The organism is Mycobacterium sp. ML4 (assembly GCF_054515735.1).
In genome coordinates, this window is record NZ_JBTNSY010000002.1 from 137,201 (window position 1) to 161,775 (window position 24,575).

A 24,575-nucleotide genomic window follows, 5' to 3' on the forward strand; every position below is an offset into this window, starting at 1 on the left:
TACAGTCATATAATGACGAGGCGACCGGCGGCCGCGTCGATCGCCGGTGAGGATCGGAGCGATATGCCGGAAGTGATTGGCCTGGGCCAACTTCGGAGTGATGCTTGCGCGTACCTTGAGCGGGTTGTTGCCGGTGAAACACTGGACGTCGTCCGTCGCGGCAAGCTGGTCGCACAGATTGTGCCCGTCGGTGATTGGCGGGTGGCTCCGATCCCGGCGCGGTCCGCGATCGCCGCGGAAGCGGGTTGGGTGGGGCTGGACCAACTTCGGACGCGCGCGGGGCGATGCTTTGATCGGGTCGCGGGGGGCGAGACACTCTATGTGGTCCGCGGCGGCCGGATACTGGCGCGGATAGTGGCGGCCGGGGAGGCAACCGGCGTTCCGGCAGACGCCGGCCAGCGGATCGAACTCGACGAGCTGCGCAACCGCGCGGGCCGGTACATCGATCGCGTTGCATCGGGGCAGACCATCGAGGTCAGCCGTGGCGGCAAAGTTGTCGCGCGCATCGTTTCGGTTGCTTAGCGGGGCGGTTCAGCGCGGGAATCAGCCGAACGGGCTTCGCGCGACACCGGAGGTTTACTTTAGGACGGCCTCGGGGGAGGGTGAACGCATCGATAAGGAAAACGCCTGCTCGTAACGTATGCGGTCGGTGACATGTGGCGATGAACACCCGTCCGAACTCAAGGGGTCTGATTCAAATGAAACGTGTCACCCGAGCCGCTGGGTCGGCAATGGCAATAACGGCACTGTCCGGACTCTTGCTGACGGCTCCGCCGGCAGCTGCCGACCCGAACACGGTGGTGTTCGAGGCGTTGGGCACGGGCACTGCGCTGACGATCGATACCGATCCGTCAGTCGATCGCGTGTACAACGCGCCGCTGCCGTGGAGTCGGACCATCCAGGCCGGTCCGGACGTCACTCTGTTCCAGGTGGTCGTGGTGGGGACCGGTACCACCCCTCCCGGCTGCCGCATCACGCTCGGCGGCCAGGTGGTGGCGCAGCAGCCCGTCGGCGGGTCGGCGCATTGTATCTACTCGCGCTGAGCGGCGCGGCGATCTCGAAAAGCTTTTCACCGCAGTGGTGTTGGCAACCATAATTCTTGACTAAGTCAAGTAAAGTAGCGGTTGTGACCACCGCACCGAAACGCGAAACGCTCGATTCGATCAGTGCGACGATGTCGCGAATCATGCGTTTGAGCGGCAGCCGGGCGATGTTCAAGCGCCAGGCCGCCGCCGCTTCGGTGGAGCTGTCGCAACCGTCCTATGTGCTGTTGCGGGTGCTGGCCGACGAGGGTCCGTTGCCGATGGGCCAGCTGGCCCGCCTGGCGCATATGGACCTCGGCATGGCCGCCCGCCGGGTGCAAAGCCTGCAGGACGACGGGATGTTGGCCAGACGGCCGGACCTGGGGGATGCGCGAAAGACATTGGTGAAAGCCACCGCCGCGGGCCGGCGGGCCGCGCGCGCACTGCAGGAGGTACGACGCGAACACCTGCAACGGGCTTTGGCGAAGTGGTCGGCCGATGACCTGCGCCGGTTCGACCGGCTGCTGGCCCGCTTCCTCGCCGACACCACGGCGACGCCAATCGAATAAGCCGTGACCTTCTCGGGGCACGACAACATGGTCAGCATGGTGAGTAGCCGCAGGATTCAGCGGCGCATGAGCGGATTCAATGAATTGCCAACGTTTACTCAACCCCGTCCCGGCACGGTTGGCGGGAAGTACCACACGCACCTGGCGAGCGGTAGAGAGCGATTGGCGGTGGCCCGTCACCGAAGCGCGTTGCGCCGAGGGGGCGGGCGCATGGAGGTCAGCAATGTCGTATTTGACGCTAGCGCCGGAGCTGCTGCAGGCCGCCGCAACCGACTTGGCCGGCATCGGCTCGACTATCAGCGCCGCGAATGCCGCCGTGGCCCCACTGACAACCCAGTTGGCGGTGGCCGCGGCCGATGAGATATCAGCCGCCATCGCAACGCTATTCGTTGCGAACGCTCGACAATATCAAGCCATCGGCGCCCAGGTGCTGACGTTTCATGACCGGTTCGTGACCGCGTTGACCGCTGCCGCGGGGTCGTATGTGGCGACCGAAGCCGCGAATGGAGAACAGATTCTCCTCGAGCGGGTGAACGCTCCGACCATGATGTTGCTGGGCCGCCCGCTCATCGGGAACGGTGCCAATGCGACGGTGCCAGGCGGTAACGGTGCACCCGGCGGGTTGTTGATCGGTGACGGCGGAGCCGGCGCGGCCGGCGGCCCGGGCCAGGCTGGTGGAAATGGTGGCGCCGGCGGCTGGTTGTTCGGCAATGGCGGAGCCGGTGGGAAAGGCGGCGACGGCGCGCCAGCCACGACCATCGGTGGCCACGGCGGGGTCGGTGGAACGGGCGGCGCGGGCGGCGGCGCCGGTCTATTCGGTACCGGCGGCGCCGGGGGCGGTGGCGGGACCGGCGGGTCTGCCGTCTATTTTGGCGTCGGCGGGGCCGGCGGGGCGGCCGGCAACGGCGGCGCAGCTGGGCTTATCGGGTCTGGTGGGTCCGGCGGGGCCGGCGGAACCGGCGGCAATGGGTCGACTGGAGGCATAGCCGGTACCGGCGGTTACGGCGGTGCAGCCGGCGTGTTGTACGGCAATGGCGGGGCCGGCGGAGCAGGCGGTGACGGCGGGCCCAGCCTTGGCGGTGGTCTCGGTGGTCTCGGCGGGCACGGCGGGTCTGCCGGGCTGATCGGCAACGGCGGGGCCGGCGGTAACGGTGGGGCCGGTGCAGGGCTGATGAACAACACGGGTGGCGACGGCGGTGCCGGCGGCACCGCCGGGCTGCTCGGTAACGGTGGGGCCGGTGGGGCCGGCGGTACGGGTGCAGCCGGCGGGAACGGGGGCAATGGTGGGCAGCTGTACGGCAACGGCGGGGACGGCGGGCAAGGCGGCACGTCGGTAGCAGGCTTCGCGTTCGGCGGACTGACTGTGCCGCACATCGACGCTGGACACGGCGGCAACGGCGGCAGCGCCATTCTGTTCGGCTCCGGCGGTGCCGGCGGCCAAGGCGGCAACGGCGCAGCTGGATTTCACGGGACAGATGCTGTCAACCCGGCCCTTGCCCCGCCGGTCAACCCCGCGGATGGCGGCACTGCAGGCGGGGGAGGTGGCACCGGCGGACCGGGTGGTCCGGGCAATCAGGGCGGCAACGGCACTCGACCGGGCATGGCGGGCGGTACCGGCGGCGCCGGCGGCGGTGGGGGCGATGGCTTCGACTCCCGGGTCCATGACGGCGGCCCAGGCGGCAACGGTGGCCCCGGCGGGCAGGGCGGTGATGGAGGGCCGGGGGCGCCCGGGGGCACCGGCGGTGCCGGCGGCAACGCCGGCAACGGCGGGTTCGGAGCGGCTGGTATTGAGTCGGGCCTGGGATCCGGCGGCAACGGCGGCTCTGGTGGTCCCGGTGGTCAGGGCGGTGACGGTGGTGCCGGCGCGCCCGGCGGAGATGGGGGGCCTGGCGGTAGCGGCGGGCAGGGCGGCCCCGGCGGAAATGGCAGCGGTGCCGACGGCATCGGTGGCATCGGCGGCGCAGGCGGTAACGGCGGCACCGGAGCCGCGGGTGGTAACGGCGGGCCCGGCGGCTCGGGGGCGGCCGGCGGAGCCGGCGGAACGGGTGGGGATGGGGCCGCCGGTGGGGCCGGCGGTGACGGTGTCAGGGGTGGCGTGGGCGGCAATGGCGGGCATGGCGGTCTGCTCGTCGGTGACGGTGGTCATGGCGGGGTGGGGGGTATAGGTGGCGGCGCCGGCATGGGTGGTGCCGGCGCGGACGGTGGTCCCGGGGGCGTCGGCGGAACCGGTGGCGCGGGCGCTTCGGACGGTGCCGGTGGCGTCGGCGGCGCCGGAGGGTCCGGCGGTAACGGAGGCCAGGGTGGCGCTGGGGGGACCGGCGGCAACGGCGGTGCGAGCGGAATGTTCAGCGGCCACCCGGGCGACGCCGGCATCGGCGGTTCTGGCGGCGACGGTAACTCCGGCGGTACCGGCGGGCACGGCGGTGCCGGGGGTTCGGGGGCTACGACTGGAAACGGCGGCGCACTTGGACGAACCGGCACATCCGGAGGGCCCGGGGCGCACGGGGCGCCGGGCGTTTCCGGTGGCCCTGCCAGCATGAGCAGCCTGCACGCGAATGGGTGTGTGGACCCCGTTTCATTGCTCCAGCCGGTGGTCGCTGACCCGAAGGCGATCGTCACCGACCTGCAAAATGTTGTCAGCTCATTGGCTACCGGGCTCTCTCACCTGGCTGGGCACCCGTAGCTCCGGTTCGAAGTCACTTGGGCGGCGTGCCCCGTATATGCACCGGACTGCAAGGCCGTGGTGGCGCGCCAGCGCCGCCGAAATTACTTGACATTGTCAAATATCGGGTAATAGTCTTCGTCCAGTGCTGCGGACTAAAGATTCCGCAGGTGAAGGAATTTCATGTACGGGTCGCGGTTCTATTTCGACTGGTCGAATTTCGCCACCATGCTGCGGCTGCTCCGCGACGATCCGGCGACGCCGCGCAAGCGGTACCTGACGTTCATGATCGCCATGCCGATGATCGCGGCGTTCCACGCGATCTGCTTCGCGTTGGATCCGGTGCTCTTTGCGTCGCTGCGACGCACCGACGTTCGGGCGCCGACTTTCAGCGTGGGGCATGCCCGCAGTGGCACCACATATCTGCACCGGTTGATGGCCGCCGACCCGCAGTTCAGCTATGCGTTGATGTACGAGCTGTTCTTCCCGTCGCTGCTGCAGAAACGACTGCTGCGCCTGATCTTTCGCATCGATGCCAGGTTCGGCAGGCCACTGCGCCGACGACTCGACGCCGCCGAAGCAAAGACTTTCGCCGAGACCGATGACATGCACAAGACCGGGTTCTTCGTGCCCGAGGAGGACGACTTCTTCCTGACCTGGTCGCTGAGCTCCGGGTTCTGGATCGTGATGTTTCCCTACATGGGCGAGCTGGACTTCTATCATGTGGATCGCTGGCCCGCGGGTAAGCGCCGGCGCGTGATGAGCTTCTATCGAGAATGCGTCCGTCGGCAGCTGGCCCTCAATGGCGGAGGCACCCACCTGAGCAAGAACCCTACCTTCTGCGGACGGGTGGAGGCGCTGATCGAGGCCTTTCCTGACGCGAGATTCATTGTGCCGATACGTAATCCGTACGAGACCATTCCCAGCCTGCTGAAGATGATGCAGACCGAGTGGCGCCTGCGCGGCCGTGCTGAACGGCTCATCGAGCAATCTCTGCGGGTGCTCGCCGACCAATCCATCCACTCCTACACACATCCGCTGGCCGTGCTCGCCAGGCATCCCGAAATACGCTCCTGCGTGGTGGACTACCGCGAACTGGTGGACACCCCCGCAGCCACGATGCGACGGGTCTATGACGAACTGGGGCTGAACCTGGGACCCGAGGCCGCCGCGGTGTTCGAGGCCGCCGGGCGCCGGCCCGGCCACGAGACGGCGCATCGCTACAGCCTCGACGAGTTCGGTTTGGACCCGGGCGACATCAAGACACGGCTGGCCCCATTCTTCGGCGAATTCGGTTGGGACGCTGAGGAAAAAGGTAGAGAACATGTCAACTGAGCACGCCCGGGGCGCGCTGCAGGCGGCTTGGGCCGACATGATCGACGCGATCAACCGGGCCCGCGACCACGTCGATTCGCCGGCATTGCACGCGCCGCCGCCGACCGAGCAGGGGTTGGCCGAGGGGCATCGTTACCTGCTCGGGTTCCTGTTCAGCTCGATCGAACGAGCCTGTTTGGAAGACCCCGGATTCCCGTACTTCCGGCGTGCCATCCAACCGCAGGACAAGGCCACCATCGACAACGCCGACGCGTTGTACCTTTCGGCGCGGATCGACGGCGCCCGCAGTTACCGGATCACCGGACGCGTCGCCGACCACCGGCACTGGAGTGGTGCCGCCAGGGTGTCGGGGCCGGTAGCACCGCAGTACGCCGTCTTCGAAGCACACAGCATCTACGCGGGCGACACGGGCAACCTGATGGAACTGACGCCCGGCGGACGGGTGGTGACCGGCCTGCTGGACAGCACCGGCCTGGCGGTCGCCGCTGATGGGCGTTTTGAAATTCTCTGCGCGCCAGAGCGTCCCGCCGGCCATACCGGCAACTACATCGCCACCACCAAGGACGGTCAGGTCACCGCGCAGTATGTGATCGTGCGGTCGCTGTTCCACGACTGGGCCAACGAGGTGTCGCCCGAGCTGCGCATCGTGCAGGTCGGTCAACGCCCGGCGCATCCGGCTGCCGTCGACCCTGACACTACGGCCGGCGCGCTCCGGCGCGTCGGCGAACTCGTCGAGCACCAGATGCGGTTCTGGAACGAGTTTTACGACATCGTGCTGGAGTCCAACGGTGACAAGAACGGCGATGGCGTCACCTTCATGCCACACAATGCGCTCAACGAACCCGCGCCGGCCAATCTCGCCTCGGGCGGCGGCCAGAGCACCAACGTCTATTCCGGCGGTGTTTTCGAGCTCGAGCACGAAGAGGCCCTGCTGGTGGAGGTCACAGTGCCGGTCGAGCCCGCCTACCTGGGCTTCCACTTGTCCAACGTCTGGGGCGAATCGCTGGACTACGCCAATCACATCACCAGCCTCAACGGGTTCCAGACCGTGACGGACCCCGACGGGGTGCGGCGCTACGTGATCGCGCACCACGACCCAGGGGTACCGAATTGGCTGGACACCGCGGGCCACCGTACCGGCTTTCTCACCGTGCGCTGGACGTACCCGGCCCCGCCCGGACAGATGCCGACGACGGTGGTGCGCAAAATCGCGCTGTCTGAGGTTCGTGAGCGGTTGCCGCCGGGCACGGCGACCGTGACCGCCGAGCAGCGCGCCGCACAGATCGAGATCCGCCAGGAGCACGTAGCCCGCCGGTATCGGCAGTACTGAGTGCCCGCGGGACCGTGCACCACCACGCGCCCATACACTGACCCCTCGTGGGCATGCTATTCGGCTTTGCGCCGTGGATCGTCTACTGGGTCCTGGTCGGTAACGTCCCGTTCGCCACGGCGGTATCGATCGCGCTGCTGATGGCCGTCGCGGTGTTCGCCGTCGGGCGTACTACCGGCAGATCCGGGGGCTCACTCGAAATCGGTGGTGTCGCAACGTTTGTGGTGCTGGCCATCCTGACCTTCGCGCTCAGCGACGAGTTCATGACCCGCTGGATTCAGCCGCTCAGCAACCTGGGGATATTCCTGGTCGCGCTGGTCGGTGTGCTGATCGGTAAACCGTTCGTGCGGGAAATCGCCGCCGCGGAGCATCCGCCCGACGTGGTCAAGACAGACCTGTTCCGCAGGATCACCGCGGTACTGACCTGGATCTGGGTGGGCGCCTTCGCCGGGATGACTGTCTCGTCGGCCATCCCGCCGATCGTGGCGGGTAACGCCACGATCCTGGACACCAGGACGCCGCTGACATTCGTCTGCTACTGGGTGCTCCCGTTCACCTTGCTCGGCGCGGCGGCTGTGGCGTCACGTGTGCTGCCGGACCGGATGCTGGCAGGCATCGACGACGTCGCCCGGGAGACCTCTTTCGTGGCTTACGACGAGGCGACCATCGACGAGTTGTACTACCTTGCCCAGGAGCACGCCAACCGCGAAGTCGGGCCGGGTAAGGAGGCCTACAACGTGAAGGTGGGTGGCATGGGAACCCCGTTGACGGGCGACGAGTCGCGGAAATCGTGGCCGTCAACCTACAAGGTGCGGGACAAGAAGCGTTAGTGGCGCTCGATTGAAGTACACCGGCACGTCAACTCGGCTTGTTAAGTAAGGGCAATGGCATACACAACGAGAACCATCGCCGCGGTCGCCACGGTGCTGGTCACCGTGGGGGGGTGTGCATCCAGCGCCAAGCCGTCACTGCCGGCGGCATCGGGCACGGCCGAGCTCAGTGCCTCGGCCGGAAAGCCACTCAGCATCACCCCGGACCGCATGCTGGCTGCCACCGGGGGCATCACTCCCGTGGCCTTCGGCAAGCCCGCCCACGGCAAGATCAGCTACGGACTCAACGGCGCGGTCATCTACACCCCCGACTCCGGCTTCCATGGCGCCGACCAATTGCCGGTCACCGTCAGTCGTGCCGTCAAGCTGTATTCCGAGGATCAACTACCCCTGGCCGCGATGGGTGGGGTCGAGATCCAGGCCAGCGCCCACGGGTCCGGTATCGCTCCGGTGCCCGGCAGTAGCGACGAGATCTACGGCCTCACCGACCGCGGCCCCAATGTCGAAGGACGCGCACCCAACGAGGTCGTATTTCCGGTCCCGGAGTATCACCCGCACATCGCCAAGCTCAAGCTCGCCGACGGCGTAGCGACGGTGGAGCGCACCATCATGTTGCAGGGCCCGGACGGTCATCCGTTGGAGGGGCTCCTCGATCCGCATGCCAGTGCCGGTGAGTCGATGGTCGATCTGAACGGGGCGCCACTGCCGCCCGCGGACTACGGCGTGGACCCCGAGGGCCTGGTCGCAACGCTGGACGGCAACTTCTGGGTGTCCGACGAGTACGGGCCCTACATCATCCACTTCGACGCGAGTGGCAAAGAGCTGGAACGTCTTTCGCCGTACGACGACACCCTGCCGCGGGAGCTTTCGCTGCACGGGCCGAACCAGGGCCTGGAAGGGCTTACGATCACCCCGGACGGCAACACATTGGTGGCCGTGATGCAGTCGGGGCTGCAGACGCCGGGTCTGCAGGGCCCGGCCAAGTCCGTGCCGATCACCCGCATCGTCACCATCAACCTCGTCAACCGCGGCATCATGCATGAATACCTCTACCCGTTGGCCAACCCGCAGGAGACGAACGTCGGGGTGTCCGAGATCACGGCGTTGAGCGCGACCACCTTCCTGGTGGATGAGCGCAACAGCAAGAATCCGCCCAACGGCAACGCGAAGATCTACCTGACCGACGTCGCCGCGGCGACCGATGTGGGGCCGAACTCGACGGTGCCCGGCGCCACCTACGACGCCAACGCCGGCGGACTGCTGATCAACAAGATGCCCATCGAGACCCTGGTCGGCGTCGGCACCGACGCCGACGCGTTGGCAAAGCTCAAGGCGGTGGGAATCACCGCGGCCGCCAAGACGCTGCAGCTGGATGTCGCGGCACTGCTGCACACGCTGTCGCCGCAGGGCGAGTTTTTCGGGCACGACAGGATCGAGGGAATCGCGACCCGCGATGGCGGGAAGACCTTGATTCTGGCCAACGACAGCGATTTCGGACTGGCCGGGCTGGCTTCGGATACGCCGCCCTTCCGGCTCAAGCCGAAGATGCAGGCCAACGGAAGCCAAGACAGCGGCGAGATCCTGACGGTGGACACCGACCGCCTGCCCGCCAAGACGGAGCAGGTGACGATCACCATCAAGGTCGGCTGAGTGCCATGAGCGTAGAACACGATTATCCCCAAATGGCCGCTGCGCGAGGTCGAATCGAGCCCGCACCGCGCCGCGTGCGCGGTTACCTGGGCGCCGAACTGGTATTCGACACCACCGGGGCCCGCTATGTGTGGGAATTCCCTTATTACCCTGCGTATTACGTCCCGCTGACCGACGTGCGCAGCAGGTTTCTGAACGATGACAACCATCCGCAGCGGGTGCAACTAGGCCCGTCGCGGCTGCACTCCCTGGTGGGTGCTGGACAGACGCATCCCTCTGCCGCAAGGGTTTTCGACGCTGAGGGCGACAGTCCCGTCGCGGGTCTGGTGCGATTCGAGTGGGATCCGTTGCGCTGGTTCGAGGAGGACGAGCAGATCTACGGTCACCCGCGCAATCCGTACTCCCGGGTCGATGCACTGCGCTCGCACCGGCACGTCCGCGTGGAACTGCACGGTCTGGTGCTCGCCGACACTCGGTCACCGGTTTTGCTCTTCGAAACCGGCTTGCCCACAAGGTATTACATTGATCCGACCGATGTCGCGTTCGAGCACCTGGAATCCACGGCCACGCAGACCCTGTGCCCGTATAAGGGAATGACCTCGGGTTACTGGTCGGTGCGGGTGGGCCAGACCGTACATCCGGACGTGGCGTGGACCTACCACTACCCGCTGCCGGCCGTCGGCCCGATCGCCGGACTGGTGGCCTTCTACAACGAGAAGCTCGACATCATCGTCGACGGTGTCGCTCTGCCCCGCCCGCGCACACAGTTCAGCTAGCCGGTCAACCAGGCGGCGCGACTCAGCACAGGCCGCTGGGGATTCCACGCTGCGGTGCCGTCTCCTGTGTGGGCATGCCCTGCGGGTAGGGGACCCGGTAGGGGATAGCTTCAGCGATCTCGCCGGTGACCGGATTAGGGTTGGTCCCGATCGTTCCGAGCACCACATTCGGTATGCACTGCGGCAGCTTCGGAATTGCATCCAAGAGTGGATGTCCGAGATCGGGTCGCGACGGGTTCGGCGGAACGGCGAAGTTGAACGCCGATGTCATGTCGCCGACGGTGCTGTCGCGCCATGCGCTCAGGTTGGGAACCGGCACTCCAAAACGTTTACCGACAAGCTTGAGCTGTGAGGTGTGGTCGAACACGTCGTGCACCATCAGCGGCCCACGACTGTAGGGCGAAATGACGAAGCAGGGCACCCGATAACCGAGCCCGATAGGTCCACGTATGCCGCCGGATCCCGACACGCTGTTGATGTCGGGCACAGTGAGATATTCCCCGGGTGTGCCGGGTGGCGGGGTGGGCGGGACCACGTGGTCGAAGAAGCCGCCATTTTCGTCATACGCAACAATGAGTGCCGTCTTTTCCCAGACTGCCGGATTGGAAAGCAGAATCCGTAGCAAGTTGACGATGCCGATGGCGCCCACTGCCGGGGGAAAAGCCGGGTGCTCAGATTCAGGCGTGTTGGGGACCACCCAGGAAACTTGCGGCAGCCGATTGGCTTTCACGTCGGCGAGAAAGTCGAAGGGATAGGTCGGAGCCACCCCGTACCGTGCCAGATCCGACCGCGGGTCTTGTGCCTGCTTGAAGTACTGCATAATACGGTCGTAGGTGAAATTGAGGTAATTGCTGCCGATGGCGCCGAGGGCTTTGTTCCGATAAAGCTTCCAGCTAACACCGGCGGCGCTGAGATTCTGCGGCATCACAGTCCAGCTGAATTGGCCAAGCGGTTCGCTGGGGGGGCTCGTGAGCTGCGGTCCGCCATAGGCGCCGGATGGGCCGATCGATGCGCTCAGCCAGTAGAGCCGGTTGGGCAATGTGGGACCCAGCACCGAGCAGTAGTACTGGTCGCAGATGGTGAACGCGTCGGCCAACAGGTAGTGCACCGGTATGTCTTTGCGGGTGAGATATCCCATGGTCACGGGCACATTGCCAACGAATGGATTGCTGCTGACCTGGGCCGGCAGCCAGTTGTCGTTGGCGCCGCCGTTCCAGGACTCGTGCATCGCCTTCCAGGAGTGGTCGGGGTCGTTGAGGCACTGGCCGTCGACGAAGGGCCCTCGGGTGGTGTCGAAGCGAAACGGCATCGTGACCCCGGCGGGGTCGAGCTTCTGCGTCCGGGGATTCCATCCCTTTTGTTGGAACAAGGGGGATGGACTGTTGAATCCATTCGTACCTGACAGCGTGCCGAAATAGTGATCGAAGGATCGGTTCTCCTGCAAGAAGAGAACAATGTGTTCGATATCGGTGAAGCTTCCCTGGCAGGGCCCGGCGCCGTAAGCCTTCTCAATGACTGGTCCGGCGACGTTCATCAATGCGCCAGCGCCCGCGGCGGCGGCTCCGGTAAGAAAATCCCGCCGCGGTATCCCGTCAAATTTGTGCGCGCTAATCGACCGGCCTCCTGACTTGGAAAAGTGTGAGCGAAAGCTTAAAGGATCGGGAAGCCCGTTCTGGGCGCAGCGCGGCGAGTCTCAATTAAATGTTTGGAACGAGAGTTATAAATCTTTCCCGATGCGGTCGAGGTCGTCCCGCCAGGCGCGATCCCGCAGCAGGCGCAGTCCGTTGAGGCCGACGAGGACCGTCGACCCCTCATGGCCGGCGACTCCCAGGGGCAACGGGAGGTGCCCGAACAGATCCCAGGCGACCAGGACGCCGATGAAGGCGGCGGCGAGCACCAGGTTGGCGATGACGACGCGCCGGGCCCGGCGGGCCAGTTCGACGACGGCCGGCAATGCCTCCAGGTTGTCGCGGGTCATCACCACGTCGGCGGTTTCCAGGGCGAGGTCGGATCCGGACCTGCCCATGGCGACCGCCACCTGTGCGGCGGCCATCGCCGGCGCATCGTTGACGCCGTCGCCGACGAACAAGACCCTGGCGCCCTCGGCCTCGAGGGCCCGAACAACGCCGACTTTGTCCGCGGGCAGCAGGCCGGCGCGGACGTCGGTGATCCCCACGCTTTCGGCCAGCCGGCCGGCGGCCCGGGGATTGTCGCCCGTCACCATCAACGGTGTTGTCTCCGTGAGTGATTCGAGTTTCGCAACGGCGCCGGGTGACTCGGGGCGAGGACGATCGGCCAGTCCGAGCACACCGGCGGCGGCGCCGTTGACCACCACGGTCACCGCGGTGTGCCCGGCCCGCTCAACCTCCTGAACAATCCGGTCGGAGTGCCGGTGCAGCGCCGGGCTGCCCACTTCGACGATGTCATCGCCGATGCGGGCGCGGACTCCTCGCCCGGGCGTGGATGCGAACTCTGCCGCGGGTATCAGCGCCAGACCCGCCTGGCGGGCCGCGGTGACGACGGCCCGGGCGATCGGGTGTTCGGAAGGGTGCTCCGCCGACGCGGCCAGCGACAGCAGCGCGGTGTCGGTCAATCCGGCCGCTGGGTGGATCCGGGTGAGTCGCGGCGTCCCGTTGGTCAGGGTGCCCGTCTTGTCGAACGCCACGCGCGTGATGCCAGCGAGTTTCTCCAGGACAACGGCCGACTTCACCAGCACGCCGTGGCGGCCGGCGTTGGCGATCGCGGCCAGCAGCGGCGGCATGGTGGACAGCACCAGTGCGCACGGCGAAGCCACGATCATGAACGTCATCGCCCGCAGCAGTGCCGATCGTGGGTCGGCACCGAGCAGCAGCGGACCAGCCAGCAGCGCTGTCGTCGCGGCCACCATGAGCACCGAATAGCGCCGCTCGACTTTCTCGATGAACAGTTGAGTACGCGCCTTGCTCGCGCTGGCCTCGATGACCATGGCCGCGATCCGGCTGATCACAGTGTCCGTGCCAGGTCGCAACACGCGCACGTGCAGTGTGCCGGTGCCGTTGAGGGTGCCGGCGAAAACTTCGTCACCGACCGTCTTGTCGACCGGTAGGGGTTCCCCGGTGATGCCGGCTTGATCGACCTCGCTGGCGCCGTCCACTACCACGCCGTCGCCGCCGATGCGTTCGCCGGGACGAACGACCAAGACGTCGTCGACCGCTAACTGCGCGGTGTCCACCCGTTCCTCGGCACCTGAACCGGTGATCCGGGTGGCGGATTCGGGCGCCAACCGAAGGAGTCCGCGTACCGAGTCTTCGGTGCGCCGGGTCGCAACGGCCTCCAAAGCACCGGAGGTGGCGAAGATGACGATCAGCAACGCGCCATCGAAGACCTGACCGATGGCCGCGGCGCCGACCGCTGCGACAACCATCAACAGATCGACGTCCAACGCCTTCTTGCGCAACGCGTTGAGGCCGGCTATCGCCGGCTGCCAACCACCGGCTCCATAGCACGCCAGGTACAGCACCCAGTCCAGGCGGCCGGGTCCACCGGCGAGGTGAGCGATCACGCCCAGCATGAAGAGCCCGGTCGCCAAGAGCGCCCACCGGACCTCGGCAAGTGACCACCAGTCCGACAGACGGGTCTCGTTGGCCGCCGCGGCCGGACGAAGCTCGGTCGCCGTCACCTCGCCAGCATATCTGCGTATATGTGAACCTATGCAACTGCGATGACAGACGGATGCGCGATTTCCCAGGTCAGCCGGGTATGCTGAGCGCTATGCACTCGTCGATTTCCGGCTTCTCGATGCCTTCTGAGGAGCAGGTGACCCGTGCTGCGGACACCTTCCGAATGCTCAGCGATCCCACTCGGGTCAAAGTTCTGTGGGCGCTTCTGCAGGGCGAGACCTCGGTGGCGTGCCTGGCGGAACTGGCCGACGTGGCTCCGACGGTGGTCAGCCAGCATCTGGCGAAGCTGCGTCTGGCCGGCGTGGTCAAGGCCCGCCGCGAAGGAACCTTCGTGTATTACTCGCCGGCCGACCAGGACGTGCTGCGTGTGCTCAGCCAGGCATTGACCGGCGCCGACAGCACCGGTATCGCTTCCGTCCCGCGCGTCTGACGTCAAATATCGCCGACCGTGTAAATTGTGACGCCTGGCCTGGGCGGTCCGGGAATGTTGCGGCGACGACACGCGCGGGAATGTGATATTTGCCTCGCCGCGGCGGCAATAATAAGAAATTCTTATTCGGAGAGGGCGAAGGCCCGCCGAAGAACGATAGCTGAGTGGTACATAAGTAGACGTCAGCGCACTCTATCAGTTTGCCGACTTGATGATAGAGAATCGTTATGAAGTGATATCCTGAGTGGATACTGAGGCTTCAGCGTGATGTAGGTAACAACGATGGAATTGAATTATTTTTGCGTGAAATTCGGCGGCTAGAATCGTTTCTGACATGTCGAAGCAGCCCTTTTTAGCGCTGTTGAGTGCTTTACCGGAAGTCAGAATCGCGCACAGTTGCGCGGTTCTGTCACCCGTCCGGTGAGTCCGACGAACAAGCAAAGGCGGTGCCAGCGTGAGCCTCGAGAGCAATGTGAACGGCCGAAATGTCGACGTCCTTGAGTTCGACGAGGTCGGGGCGGCCCCGCTGGCCGTTCAGATCCGGGTCAACAGGGGGCCCATCAGCGGCATTGCCACCAGCCCGGACGGCAGCCGGCTACTGGTGACCAATTACGGCAACGACACCCTCGCGGTCATCGACACCGAATCCTGGCGGGTGGTGGAGACCGTCGCCGGCGTCGAGGAACCGTTCGCCGTCGCCGTTGACGGCGGCGATCGTGCCTATGTGAGCACGGTGTCCCCGGCGTACGACGCGGTCAAGGTCATAGACCTGGCCACCAACTCCGTGGTCGCTTCGCACGCGGTGGCCCTCAGCGTCAGCGACCTGGCAGCCGGTCCGGACGGCAGGCACGTCTACATCAGCCGAAACGGTGCCCGCGGGGCGGACGTTGCTGCACTGGACACCGTCAGCGGAGCGGTGCAGGTGATCGACATCGCAACCGCCGCCGGCACCACCACCGAGTGCCTGCGGGTCAGCGCCGACGGAGGCCGGCTCTATGTCGGTGTCAACGGGCCGGCGGGTGGTCAATTGGTTGTCATCGACACCGGTCTGACCCCAGCGGAGTCAGGACGCGCGCGCTGGCGCCGCAAGAACGCCGGGTCGGGCGCCAAGGCGGCGCAACGCAGAACGGGCCCGACGGTCATCGGTGCCATAGAAATCGGCCTGCCCGTCCGCGATGTGGCCGTCAGTCCAGACGGCGGATCGGCGTACGTCGTCAGCAGCGGTCCCGAGGCTGCCGTGATCGACATCGTGGACACACGCAACAACAAGATCGCCGGCACTCGCAAGATCGCTGAGGCCACTGGCTTGATCACCCGGCTCACCCTGAGCGCAGACGGCGACCGGGCGTACCTGGTCAGCGATGAGAGCGTCACGATGCTGTGCACGCGCACCCAGGACGTGATCGATTCCCTGGATGTGGTGACGGCGCCGTCCTGCGTGCTCGAGAGCCGCGACGGCAGGTTCCTCTACATCGCCGACTACTCCGGTGCCGTCACCGTGGCGCCGATCGCCGCCGGTGTCGAACAGGCCGCTCTGGAGAGCAAGCGGTCGCTGGATTTGTTCGTGCCGGACTTGCTGCGATACGACGCGGCGCTCGTCTGACACCGGCTACCGGGAGCCGTCGGCCCCACGTTCCTCGCCGCGCTCGACGGCGATAGCATTCGCCCCACGGGAAACCACAGGCGGTGCTGCGCCGGGACGCGTGAGGCGGTACATCGATGTACAGCACGATGCAGGACTTTCCGCTGACGATCACCGCGATCATGCGGCACGGCTGCGGTGTACACGGGTCGCGTGAGGTCATCACCGCTACCGGCGACGGCTATCGGCGCATGACCTATCGCGAACTGGGTCAGCAGGCCGCCCAACTGGCCAACGCCCTGCGCCGTCTCGGCGTCAGCGGTGATCAGCGGGTGGCGACGTTCATGTGGAACAACGCCGAGCACCTGGCGACCTACTTGGCGGCGCCCTCGATGGGGGCGGTGCTGCACACCCTCAACATCCGGCTGTTCCCCCACCAAATCGCTTATGTGGCCAACGAAGCCGAGGACCAGGTGGTCCTCGTGGACATGTCGCTGGCCAAGTTGCTTGGGCCGGTGCTGCCCGAACTCGAGACCGTGCACACCGTGATCGCGGTCGGAGAGGGTGACCTCACACCGCTGCAGGAAGCGGGCAAGACCGTGGTGCGCTATCACGACTTGATCGAAGGCGAGCCGAAGGAATTCGACTGGCCCGCCATCGAGGAGAACTCCGCGGCCGCCATGTGCTATACCAGCGGCACCACCGGTAACCCCAAAGGCGTTGTCTACAGCCATCGTTCGAGCTTCCTGCACTCCATGGCGGCCTGCACGGTCAACGGCATCGGAGTGGGATCCAGCGACCGGGTGCTGCCGATCGTGCCGATGTTTCATGCCAACGCGTGGGGCCTGCCCTACGCGGCCCTGATGGCGGGTGCGGACCTGGTGCTGCCCGACCGTCATCTGGACGCCCGCTCGCTGATCGACATGGTGGAGACGCTGCGTCCCACGCGGGCCGGTGCCGTGCCGACCATCTGGAACGACGTCATGCACCACCTGGAAAAGAATCCGGGCCACGACATGTCCTCGCTGCGCATGGTCGCCTGCGGCGGTTCGGCGGTTCCGGAGTCATTGATGCGGACCTTCGAGGAGAGATACGACGTCCAGATCCGGCAATTGTGGGGGATGACAGAGACGTCGCCGCTGGCCACCATGGCCTGGCCGCCGCCGGGCACCCCGGACGACCAACATTGGGCATATCGGGTGACCCAGGGTCAGCCGGTGTGTGGCGTAGAGACCCGGATTGTGGACGACGACGGGAAAGTGCTGCCCAATGACGGCAAGGCGGTCGGCGAGGTGGAAGTACGGGGCCCATGGATCACCGGCGGCTACTACAAGGGGCATGACGAGTCCAAGTTCGACTCCGGATGGTTGCGCACCGGTGATGTGGGCCGCATCGACGAACAGGGCTTCATCACGTTGACCGACCGAGCCAAGGACGTCATCAAATCCGGCGGGGAGTGGATCTCCTCGGTCGAGTTGGAGAACTGCCTGATCGGCCATCCGGACGTGGTGGAAGCTGCTGTGGTCGGGGTGTCCGACGAGCGTTGGCAGGAGCGGCCGCTGGCTGTGGTCGTCGCCCGGGAGGGCGCCGACGTCAGCGCGGCAGAGCTACGGAAGTTCTTGGGCGACAAAGTGGTTCGGTGGTGGTTGCCCGAGCGCTGGGCGTTTGCCGACGAGATACCACGCACCAGCGTGGGCAAGTACGACAAGAAGACCATCCGGTCCCGTTACGCGGACGGGGACTACGAGGTCATCGAAACACACCAGTGAGCGCGAGCAGACACAAACTCGCACTATCGGGGCACCAAAAGGGCGATTTTGTGTCTGCTCGCGGGAGAGAAGGGGAGCATGAGCCTGCGGGTGGTGCAATGGGCCACCGGATCGGTCGGAAAGGCCGCGATCAAAGGGGTGCAGGAGCATCCCGACCTCGAACTCGTCGGCTGCTGGGTGCATTCGGATGCCAAGAGCGGCAAAGACGTCGGCGAGATCATCGGTGGGCCGCCACTGGGGGTGACCGCGACCAACAACATCGACGACATCTTGGCGATCAAAGCCGACGCGGTCATCTATGCGCCGTTGCTGCCCAGCCCCGACGAGGTTGCGGCCCTGTTGCGCTCGGGCAAGAACGTCGTCACGCCGCTGGGCTGGTTCAACCCGACCGAGAAGGAGGCCGCCCCTCTCGAGGTTGCCGCACAGGCCGGCAACACCACGCTGCACGGTGCCGGTATCGGACCCGGCGCGGCTACCGAATTGTTCCCGCTACTGCTGTCGGTGATGTCCACCGGCGTGACTTTCGTTCGCGCCGAGGAGTTTTCGGATCTGCGCAGCTATGGCGCCCCGGATGTGCTGCGGCATGTGATGGGTTTCGGTGGCACTCCGGACGATGCGCTGACCGGACCGATGCAGAAACTGCTCAACGGCGGCTTCTTCCAGTCCGTGCGGCTTTGTGTCGACAAGCTGGGCTTCGCGGCCGAGCCCGACATCCGTCCCTCGCAAGAGGTGGCCGTGGCGACGGCGCCGATCGACTCACCGATCGGGTTGATCGAGCCCGGGCAGGTCGCGGGACGCCGCTTCCACTGGGAAGCGCTCGTCGGTGACACTCCGGTGGTGCGGATCACCGTGAACTGGTTGATGGGGGAGCAAAACCTGGATCCGCCTTGGTCTTTCGGGCCCGCCGGGGAGCGTTACGAAATCGAGGTGCGAGGCAACCCGGACACCTTCGTCATCATCAAGGGATGGCAGCCCGAAAGCGTGCGGGCGGGGCTGGTCAGCAACCCCGGCATCGTCGCGACTGCGGCGCACTGTGTCAACGCGATTCCGGCGACCTGCGACGCCCCGGCGGGCATCCAAAGCTTTTTCGATCTACCGCTCATCACCGGCCGGGCTGCGCCCCGGCTGTCACGCGAAAAGGGGGTCTGATGTCAAAGTCGGTCGTCGTTCAGCAATCGCGCGCCATACCCATCTCGGTCGAGGACGCCTTCGCCCGCACGATGTCGATATCGCTGCCGGTGATCTGCGCGCAGTGGTACGGAATCATCCCGCCCATCAAGGACGTTCGGGACCAAACCGGAAAGTGGGACGCGCCCGGTCAGACCCGGACGATCCTGATGGTCGGTGGCGGCCGGGTGCGCGAGACGCTGACCAGTGTGGACCCGCCACGGTCTTTCGGTTACACGCTGTCCGACATCACCGGACCACTGGCGACGCTGGTGCGCTCGGTGGACGGACTATGGTCGTTCTCGCCGGCGGGCACCGGTACCCGAGTGAGTTGGCAGTGGACCCTGCATCCGAAGTCGTCTGCCGCCGCGCCGCTGCTGCCCGTGTTCGCCAAGATGTGGAAGGGGTATGCGCGCGTGGTCCTGGAGAAGTTGTCCGCGCAACTGGTCACTGACTGAGCCGGCCCGTGTGCCGACTTTTTGGCCTGCATGCCGGCACCGAAGTGGTCACGGCAACGTTCTGGTTGCTGGAAGCGCCGGACAGCCTTGCCCGGCAGAGCCGCAAGAACCCCGACGGCACCGGTCTGGGATTGTTCGACGAACGCGGCCGGCCGCAGCTGCACAAGGAACCGATCGCTGCCTGGCGAGACACGCAGTTCGCCACCGAAGCGCACTGTCTGGATGGCACGACGTTCATCGCGCACGTCCGGTATGCGACGACTGGATCACTCGATGTGCGCAACACCCACCCGTTCCTGCAGGACGGAAGGATCTTCGCGCACAACGGAATGATCGAAGGCCTCGATGTCGTCGACGAGCGGCTGCGCGAACTCGGCACCCGTGACCTGGTGTTGGGCCAGACCGATTCCGAGCGGATTTTCGCGCTGATCACCGGGTGCGTCCGCGCCCGGCAGGGCGACGTCTCGGCGGGCGTGGTGGACGCGGTCAGCTGGCTCGCCGATTCCGTGCCGGTCTACGCCCTCAACATCCTGCTGTGCATGGGCACCCAAATGTGGGCACTGCGGTACCCGGACACTCATCAACTGTTCATGTTGGACAGGCGGGTGGACGGCGTGCCCGATTTCGACATGTCCACCAGCAGAATCCACGCCCGGTGCAAGACGCTCGCCGGGAGGTCCTCGGTGGTTTTCGCAACCGAGCCGATGGACGACGATCCGCGCTGGATCCTGCTCGACCCGGGTGAGTTGGTGTACGTCGACGCGGCCCTCGATATCAGCCGTGCCATCGCGCTTCCCGACCCGCCCAGGCATCTGCTGCGCCGGGCCGATCTGACTCAACCGGTCTTCCGCGCTCAGCATGCCCTTCCCGGAACACGGCACCGGCCGTGACGTCCCGACGTGCGCTTGTCCTGGCCGGCGGCGGGCTAGCCGGAATCGCATGGGAGACAGGCATTCTGCGTGGTGTCGCCGACGAGTCAACGGCGGCCGCGCGGCTGCTGGTGGAATCCGACGTGCTGGTCGGAACGTCGGCGGGTTCGACCGTGGCAGCGCAGATCAGCAGCGGTGAGTCCTTGGACGCGCTGTTCGACCGTCAGGTCGCCGAGGCTTCGGCCGAAATCGATCCCGGCGTGGACATCGACGCGATCACATCGCTTTTCCTGGACGCGCTTCGCGAACCGCGTACCCCGGGCTGGGACCGAATCGCGGGCCGCCTACAGCGGATCGGGGCGGTGGCGCTGGCCACCGAGACCGTCCCGGAAACCGTCCGACGCGACGTGATCGCACAGCGTCTGCCTTCCCACGACTGGCCGGACCGTGCCCTGAGAGTCGTCGCAATCGACACGGAGACAGGCGAATTGGTGGTGTTCGACCGTGATTGGGGGGTCGGGCTGGTCGATGCGGTTGCTGCCAGCTGTGCGGTGCCGGGGGCATGGCCGCCGGTGAGCATCGGCGGGCGGCGGTTCATGGACGGTGGCGTGCACAGCTCGGTCAACATCGAGGTTGCCGATGACTGCGACGTGGCGGTGGTGTTGGTCCCCGCGGGGGCGGACACGCCGTCGCCGTTCGGACCGGGGCCGGCCGGTGAGATCACCGCGTTCAAGGGCCGGACTTTGAGTGTCTTCGCCGATGAGGATTCGCTGGCGGCCTTCGGCGCCAACCCGCTGGATCCGCGATGCCGGATCGGTTCGGCGAGAGCTGGGCGCGCCCAGGGCCGGCGCGAAGCGGAATCCATCGCGCGTTTCCTCGGTGTGTGATCACCCGAGCGGGATGCTCCGCAACCGCCGGAAACTCGACGAAACACCGCAGGTATTCCCTGGCTTTGCGGTGCCTGGTGGCGACGAACCCGCCATTGGACGCAAAGGGTCTCGGAGAAGGACCCATCACCAGATCGACATCGCCGATCATTGCCTGCCGATGATGCCGTCCGTGACGGTCACATGCGCTCCTGGTTTCGGCTGTGCGGCGGATGACCGGAAAACGACGAAGAATGTTGAGTAATCGTTGAATCGGTGTGTAATCCGGCTTGATTCGCCAATTCGGGCCTTTATGTCGGTTGTACGGCCGATCTGCGACGTGTTATATCTAGCGAATCGCAGCGCCATAATTCTTTAGTACCGAACCGCTGCGGCAATGATTTTTCAAATTCACGAGAGGAAACTGTGATGACGTACGGCGTGACTGTGCGAAATGTTTCTCCGCAGCATAACGCGGGTCCGGCGACGCAGTACCGCGGGCGTCCGCCCATGCCGAACCCGGGTCTGGCGCGGCCATCAATACCGCCGCGCGCAGCCGTGCCGCTGCCGACCGCGGTCACGCCAGCGCCGCGGCCACCCGCACCGTCGCCGCCGGCGCCGGTGAACGAGTTGACGAAGGTCTCGATCTACCTCGACGAACCCACCGATACTTTTCTCGAAACCGTGCGCACCGCAGCGCGTTTCGCCAAACCGCGAGTGGATGCCACCCGCAGCGCAGTGGTCCGGCTGGCGCTGACCCGGCTAGCCGAGCAACTGCACCCGTCCGACCTTATCGCCGAGCTGCAACGCAAAGCTGCCACCCACACCGGGCCGGGTCGCAAACGCGCCTGACCGCCCGGCATGACGCTGCTCGGACCGTGGCCCGATCTCATGCGCAATTCGGGCGGTGATTCTCCGCAGCCGCGACGGGATTACGAGCCCTCGATTGCAGGTGGCTGCGATTCCTCATCGCCGGCATTTTCAAAAGAGTCCAGCGCGCGGGCTGCCAAAGTGCGGCCCACAGCAATGACTTCGACCGCGCGGTGAAATTCCAGACTGCGGCAGGTGGTGCGCGGCACTTCAATCAGGAGGTCGGGCGGATAGGCCGCCAGCGTGTGACGGGCCAGCGCCGACTGGGCGATGTCGATCGTCCGGTTCATCACCTCGAAGCTGCCGAGCTTGGGCATTTCGGGCGCATCTTCATCGCCATCTTGAGCGCCGGACTCTGACCAGTCGTCCGAATCCGGCGGCGTCGCCCCGAATCGGCTCAGCACCGCCCGTGCCGTCGGCCGATCCAGCAGCGACTTGGCGGCACTGGTGTCGAGCAGCGCCGTGGTGCTGCGCACCATGCGGTTCAGCCATTCGGCGGTCATCCCCGGTTCGGCGTCGCGGATGGCACCCGGTTCGCTGCCGTTGAGGCTGATCGCGATGGTCAGGTCGGCGTTGACGGCCGCAATCGGCGCCATCGGCAGCGGGTCCAGGATGCCCCCGTCGGCGAGTAGCCGTCCGCCGACTTCGCACGGGGCGATCACGCCGGGGATTGCGATGGATGCCCGGATCGCCTCGTCCAGCGGGCCGCGCTGAAACCATACCGATTTGCCGGCCAGGAGATCGGTGGCCACCGCGGTGTAGGGGACCGACAGTTGCTCGATCGTGACCGGGCCGAGGATGTCGCGTACCGCGTCCAAGATTTTCTCCGCCCGCAGCACTCCCGCCGCAGTCAGCGAGGGATCGAGCAACCGGAGGATGGTGCGTTGGGTCAGCGACTTGGCCCAGTCCGCGAGTTCGTTCAACCGCCCGGCCGCCTGCACGCCGCCCACCAAGGCGCCCATGGAAGACCCGGCGATGCCCACGATCTCGTAGCCCCGCTCGCGCAGCTCCTGGATCACGCCGATGTGCGCGTAACCGCGGGCGCCGCCGCTGCCCAGCGCCAACGCGACGCGGCTTCCAGAGGACGCGCGCGGGCGCAGGGGGATTGGTCCGGACATCCCTTTATTCTGCTTGGCGCGACATTGCCGGCAGGAACCGGCCGAGGGTTTTGTGCAGCCGTGATTTCAACTCGCACAGCCGGCGGGGAGCGTCAACCGCATTCGCCGCGGCCGGCGGCCTGCGCGGCGACGATAACGGCCGCCTGACGCTCCGGGCCGAGCTCCACCCAGCGCTTGTTGAAGCTGCCCGCAAGCCCTGATGCGGATGCTTGAACCATGTGAAGGTACGGCTCGATCTGCGCCTCGCCGGCGCCACCCTGGGAGTCCATCCACACCTTCGCGGCGTGGCAGGCCTGGAAATACTCTTCTTCTGTCGACTCCGCGGGGGCGTCGACGCGCGTCGTCACGCCGCCGGGCGAGACGCCGATGGCTCCCGGAGGCAGCAAACTGGTGGAGGTCGCCGAACGGGCCGGCGAGGACGTGGTCTTGCCGCTGCCCCCGCCGTGTGAGCACCCGGCGAAGGCCGGCACGCATGCCAGTGCGCCAAGCAGCACTGCCCACGCCCGACGCCCGCCCACGGGTCTCAATCTATGCAACACTGTCGTCGTGATGGAACGGTTCGGATTTTGCGAGTGTTGTCGGCCCTGACGCGCCGCCGCTTGCCCGATTCAGCTTCACACCCCGGAGTTCTTCCATGGCTACCGCCCTTGCTCGTCCCTATCCCACGCTGACCCCTCCCAGTTCGGGGCCTACCCGGCTTCGGGTGTCCGATCTGCTGCACGCCACCGATCAGGCCGCCGATGACGTCCTCAGCGGTCGTTGCGATTACCTGCTGCCGATGGGCGGTGTGCCCGAAACCGAACGTTGGTTCACCCGGATCCACGGCGACGAAGAACTCGACATCTGGTTGATCAGCTGGGTTCCCGGGCATGCCACCGAATTGCACGACCATGGCGGCTCGCTCGGTGCGCTGACCGTGCTTTCCGGATCGCTGAACGAATTTCGTTGGGATGGAAGGCGTTTGCGCCGCCGCCGGCTGGAAGCTGGTGACCAGGCGGGGTTTCCGCTGGGGTGGGTGCACGACGTGGTGTGGGCGCCGCGCTCTGCGGCCACTGCGGCACCGGCGCCCGTGCAGCCGACGTTGAGTGTGCACGCCTACTCGCCGCCGTTGACCGCCATGTCCTACTACGACGTCACCGAGCGCAACACGCTGCGCCGTCAGCGCACCGAACTGACCGATCAACCCGAAGGACCGTGATGAGCCGGATCGAGCGGATATTGGACGCGGCCCGCGAGCGCTATCGGCGGCTGTCCGCCGCGCAGGTGCCTGCGGCGGTGCGGCGGGGAGCGGTGCTGGTCGACATCAGGCCCGCCGCTCAGCGGGCCCGCGAGGGTGAAGTCCCCGGCGCGTTGGTGATCGAGCGGAACGTCCTGGAATGGCGTTGCGACCCGACCAGTGACGCCCGGCTCCCGCAGGCCGCCGGCGACGACGTCGAGTGGGTGATCCTGTGTTCGGAGGGTTACACCTCGAGTCTGGCCGCGGCGGCGCTGCTGGATCTGGGGTTGCACCGGGCGACGGACGTGGTGGGGGGTTATCACGCGTTGGTCGCCGAGGGTGTGCTGGCCGAGACCATGCGGCTACTGCAGGCCCGGGAGTCCGTGCCGGCCTAGCA

23 protein-coding genes are annotated in these 24,575 nt (G+C 66.3%); 19 read left to right on the top strand and 4 right to left on the bottom strand.

The genetic code is table 11. The annotated features are described in order from the left end of the window. The first annotated feature begins 12 nt into the window (after positions 1–12). The 9 genes from ACX9NE_RS02635 (at position 13) to ACX9NE_RS02675 (ending at position 10,174) form a co-directional block, all read left to right on the top strand. The gene (locus ACX9NE_RS02635) at positions 13–522 is read left to right on the top strand and encodes a type II toxin-antitoxin system Phd/YefM family antitoxin (RefSeq protein WP_459359930.1); all 510 of its coding nucleotides are present in this window, start codon (positions 13–15) and stop codon (positions 520–522) included. Between the two features lie 176 nt (positions 523–698). Then, positions 699–1,043 carry an MmpS family transport accessory protein gene (locus ACX9NE_RS02640; protein ID WP_459359929.1) on the top strand — a complete coding sequence of 115 codons (345 nt, stop codon included), beginning with the start codon at positions 699–701 and terminating at the stop codon, positions 1,041–1,043. 83 nt (positions 1,044–1,126) lie between these two features. Further along, positions 1,127–1,591, top strand: a complete 465-nt coding sequence (locus ACX9NE_RS02645) for a MarR family winged helix-turn-helix transcriptional regulator (protein ID WP_459359928.1) — start codon at positions 1,127–1,129, stop codon at positions 1,589–1,591. A gap of 223 nt (positions 1,592–1,814) precedes the next feature. Then, a complete protein-coding gene (locus tag ACX9NE_RS02650) occupies positions 1,815–4,274 on the top strand; it encodes a PE family protein (protein ID WP_459359927.1) in 2,460 nt (819 codons plus the stop codon). 162 nt (positions 4,275–4,436) lie between these two features. After that, positions 4,437–5,588 carry a sulfotransferase family protein gene (locus ACX9NE_RS02655; RefSeq protein WP_459359926.1) on the top strand — a complete coding sequence of 384 codons (1,152 nt, stop codon included), beginning with the start codon at positions 4,437–4,439 and terminating at the stop codon, positions 5,586–5,588. Beyond that, complete coding sequence (locus tag ACX9NE_RS02660) at positions 5,578–6,918, top strand: DUF1214 domain-containing protein (RefSeq protein WP_459359925.1); 1,341 nt, start codon at positions 5,578–5,580, stop codon at positions 6,916–6,918. Before ACX9NE_RS02655 ends, ACX9NE_RS02660 begins: the two co-directional genes overlap by 11 nt. A gap of 47 nt (positions 6,919–6,965) precedes the next feature. Continuing rightward, positions 6,966–7,748 (top strand): hypothetical protein, encoded by a 783-nt coding sequence (locus ACX9NE_RS02665; RefSeq protein WP_459359924.1) that lies wholly within the window; start codon positions 6,966–6,968, stop codon positions 7,746–7,748. Positions 7,749–7,802: 54 nt separating this feature from the next. Continuing rightward, positions 7,803–9,398, top strand: a complete 1,596-nt coding sequence (locus tag ACX9NE_RS02670; protein ID WP_459359923.1) for an esterase-like activity of phytase family protein — start codon at positions 7,803–7,805, stop codon at positions 9,396–9,398. 5 nt (positions 9,399–9,403) lie between these two features. Beyond that, a complete protein-coding gene (locus ACX9NE_RS02675) occupies positions 9,404–10,174 on the top strand; it encodes a DUF427 domain-containing protein (RefSeq protein ID WP_459359922.1) in 771 nt (256 codons plus the stop codon). A 22-nt stretch (positions 10,175–10,196) separates the two neighbouring features. Here the strand turns inward: ACX9NE_RS02675 and ACX9NE_RS02680 are convergent, their stop codons facing one another. Together ACX9NE_RS02680 and ACX9NE_RS02685 are read right to left on the bottom strand one after the other, a co-directional pair. Next, entirely contained in the window at positions 10,197–11,708 is a 1,512-nt protein-coding gene (locus tag ACX9NE_RS02680; RefSeq protein ID WP_459359921.1) for a phospholipase C, read from the bottom strand. 183 nt (positions 11,709–11,891) lie between these two features. Next, positions 11,892–13,724 (bottom strand): heavy metal translocating P-type ATPase, encoded by a 1,833-nt coding sequence (locus tag ACX9NE_RS02685; protein ID WP_459360064.1) that lies wholly within the window; start codon positions 13,722–13,724, stop codon positions 11,892–11,894. A gap of 200 nt (positions 13,725–13,924) precedes the next feature. Between ACX9NE_RS02685 and ACX9NE_RS02690 the strand changes: the two genes are divergently transcribed. The 8 genes from ACX9NE_RS02690 to ACX9NE_RS02725 all read left to right on the top strand — a co-directional run bounded on the left by ACX9NE_RS02690 (position 13,925) and on the right by ACX9NE_RS02725 (position 21,826). Continuing rightward, the gene (locus ACX9NE_RS02690; protein WP_459359920.1) at positions 13,925–14,263 is read left to right on the top strand and encodes an ArsR/SmtB family transcription factor; all 339 of its coding nucleotides are present in this window, start codon (positions 13,925–13,927) and stop codon (positions 14,261–14,263) included. A gap of 454 nt (positions 14,264–14,717) precedes the next feature. Next, a complete protein-coding gene (locus ACX9NE_RS02695; protein ID WP_459359919.1) occupies positions 14,718–15,866 on the top strand; it encodes a YncE family protein in 1,149 nt (382 codons plus the stop codon). Positions 15,867–15,982: 116 nt separating this feature from the next. Further along, positions 15,983–17,614 carry a fatty acid--CoA ligase gene (locus tag ACX9NE_RS02700; RefSeq protein WP_459359918.1) on the top strand — a complete coding sequence of 544 codons (1,632 nt, stop codon included), beginning with the start codon at positions 15,983–15,985 and terminating at the stop codon, positions 17,612–17,614. A 78-nt stretch (positions 17,615–17,692) separates the two neighbouring features. Next, positions 17,693–18,763, top strand: coding sequence for an NAD(P)H-dependent amine dehydrogenase family protein (locus ACX9NE_RS02705; RefSeq protein ID WP_459359917.1), 1,071 nt, complete (start codon positions 17,693–17,695; stop codon positions 18,761–18,763). Next, complete coding sequence (locus ACX9NE_RS02710; RefSeq protein WP_459359916.1) at positions 18,763–19,239, top strand: SRPBCC family protein; 477 nt, start codon at positions 18,763–18,765, stop codon at positions 19,237–19,239. The genes ACX9NE_RS02705 and ACX9NE_RS02710 overlap by 1 nt, the downstream gene beginning before the upstream one ends. A gap of 8 nt (positions 19,240–19,247) precedes the next feature. After that, positions 19,248–20,129: a class II glutamine amidotransferase gene (locus ACX9NE_RS02715; RefSeq protein WP_459359915.1), complete on the top strand. Its 882-nt coding sequence runs from the start codon at positions 19,248–19,250 to the stop codon at positions 20,127–20,129. After that, entirely contained in the window at positions 20,126–20,995 is an 870-nt protein-coding gene (locus ACX9NE_RS02720) for a patatin-like phospholipase family protein (protein ID WP_459359914.1), read from the top strand. Before ACX9NE_RS02715 ends, ACX9NE_RS02720 begins: the two co-directional genes overlap by 4 nt. A gap of 600 nt (positions 20,996–21,595) precedes the next feature. After that, positions 21,596–21,826: a hypothetical protein gene (locus tag ACX9NE_RS02725; RefSeq protein ID WP_459359913.1), complete on the top strand. Its 231-nt coding sequence runs from the start codon at positions 21,596–21,598 to the stop codon at positions 21,824–21,826. A gap of 80 nt (positions 21,827–21,906) precedes the next feature. On the opposite strand, the gene ACX9NE_RS02730 is transcribed toward ACX9NE_RS02725, so the two are convergent. Next, a complete protein-coding gene (locus ACX9NE_RS02730) occupies positions 21,907–22,962 on the bottom strand; it encodes a patatin-like phospholipase family protein (protein ID WP_459359912.1) in 1,056 nt (351 codons plus the stop codon). 92 nt (positions 22,963–23,054) lie between these two features. Continuing rightward, positions 23,055–23,489 (bottom strand): lipoprotein LpqV, encoded by a 435-nt coding sequence (locus ACX9NE_RS02735; protein ID WP_459359911.1) that lies wholly within the window; start codon positions 23,487–23,489, stop codon positions 23,055–23,057. 107 nt (positions 23,490–23,596) lie between these two features. Here ACX9NE_RS02735 and ACX9NE_RS02740 point away from each other — a divergent pair, with 107 nt between their 5' ends. Then, a complete protein-coding gene (locus ACX9NE_RS02740; RefSeq protein ID WP_459359910.1) occupies positions 23,597–24,160 on the top strand; it encodes a cysteine dioxygenase in 564 nt (187 codons plus the stop codon). After that, positions 24,160–24,573, top strand: a complete 414-nt coding sequence (locus ACX9NE_RS02745) for a rhodanese-like domain-containing protein (RefSeq protein ID WP_459359909.1) — start codon at positions 24,160–24,162, stop codon at positions 24,571–24,573. Before ACX9NE_RS02740 ends, ACX9NE_RS02745 begins: the two co-directional genes overlap by 1 nt. Positions 24,574–24,575: the final 2 nt, after the last annotated feature.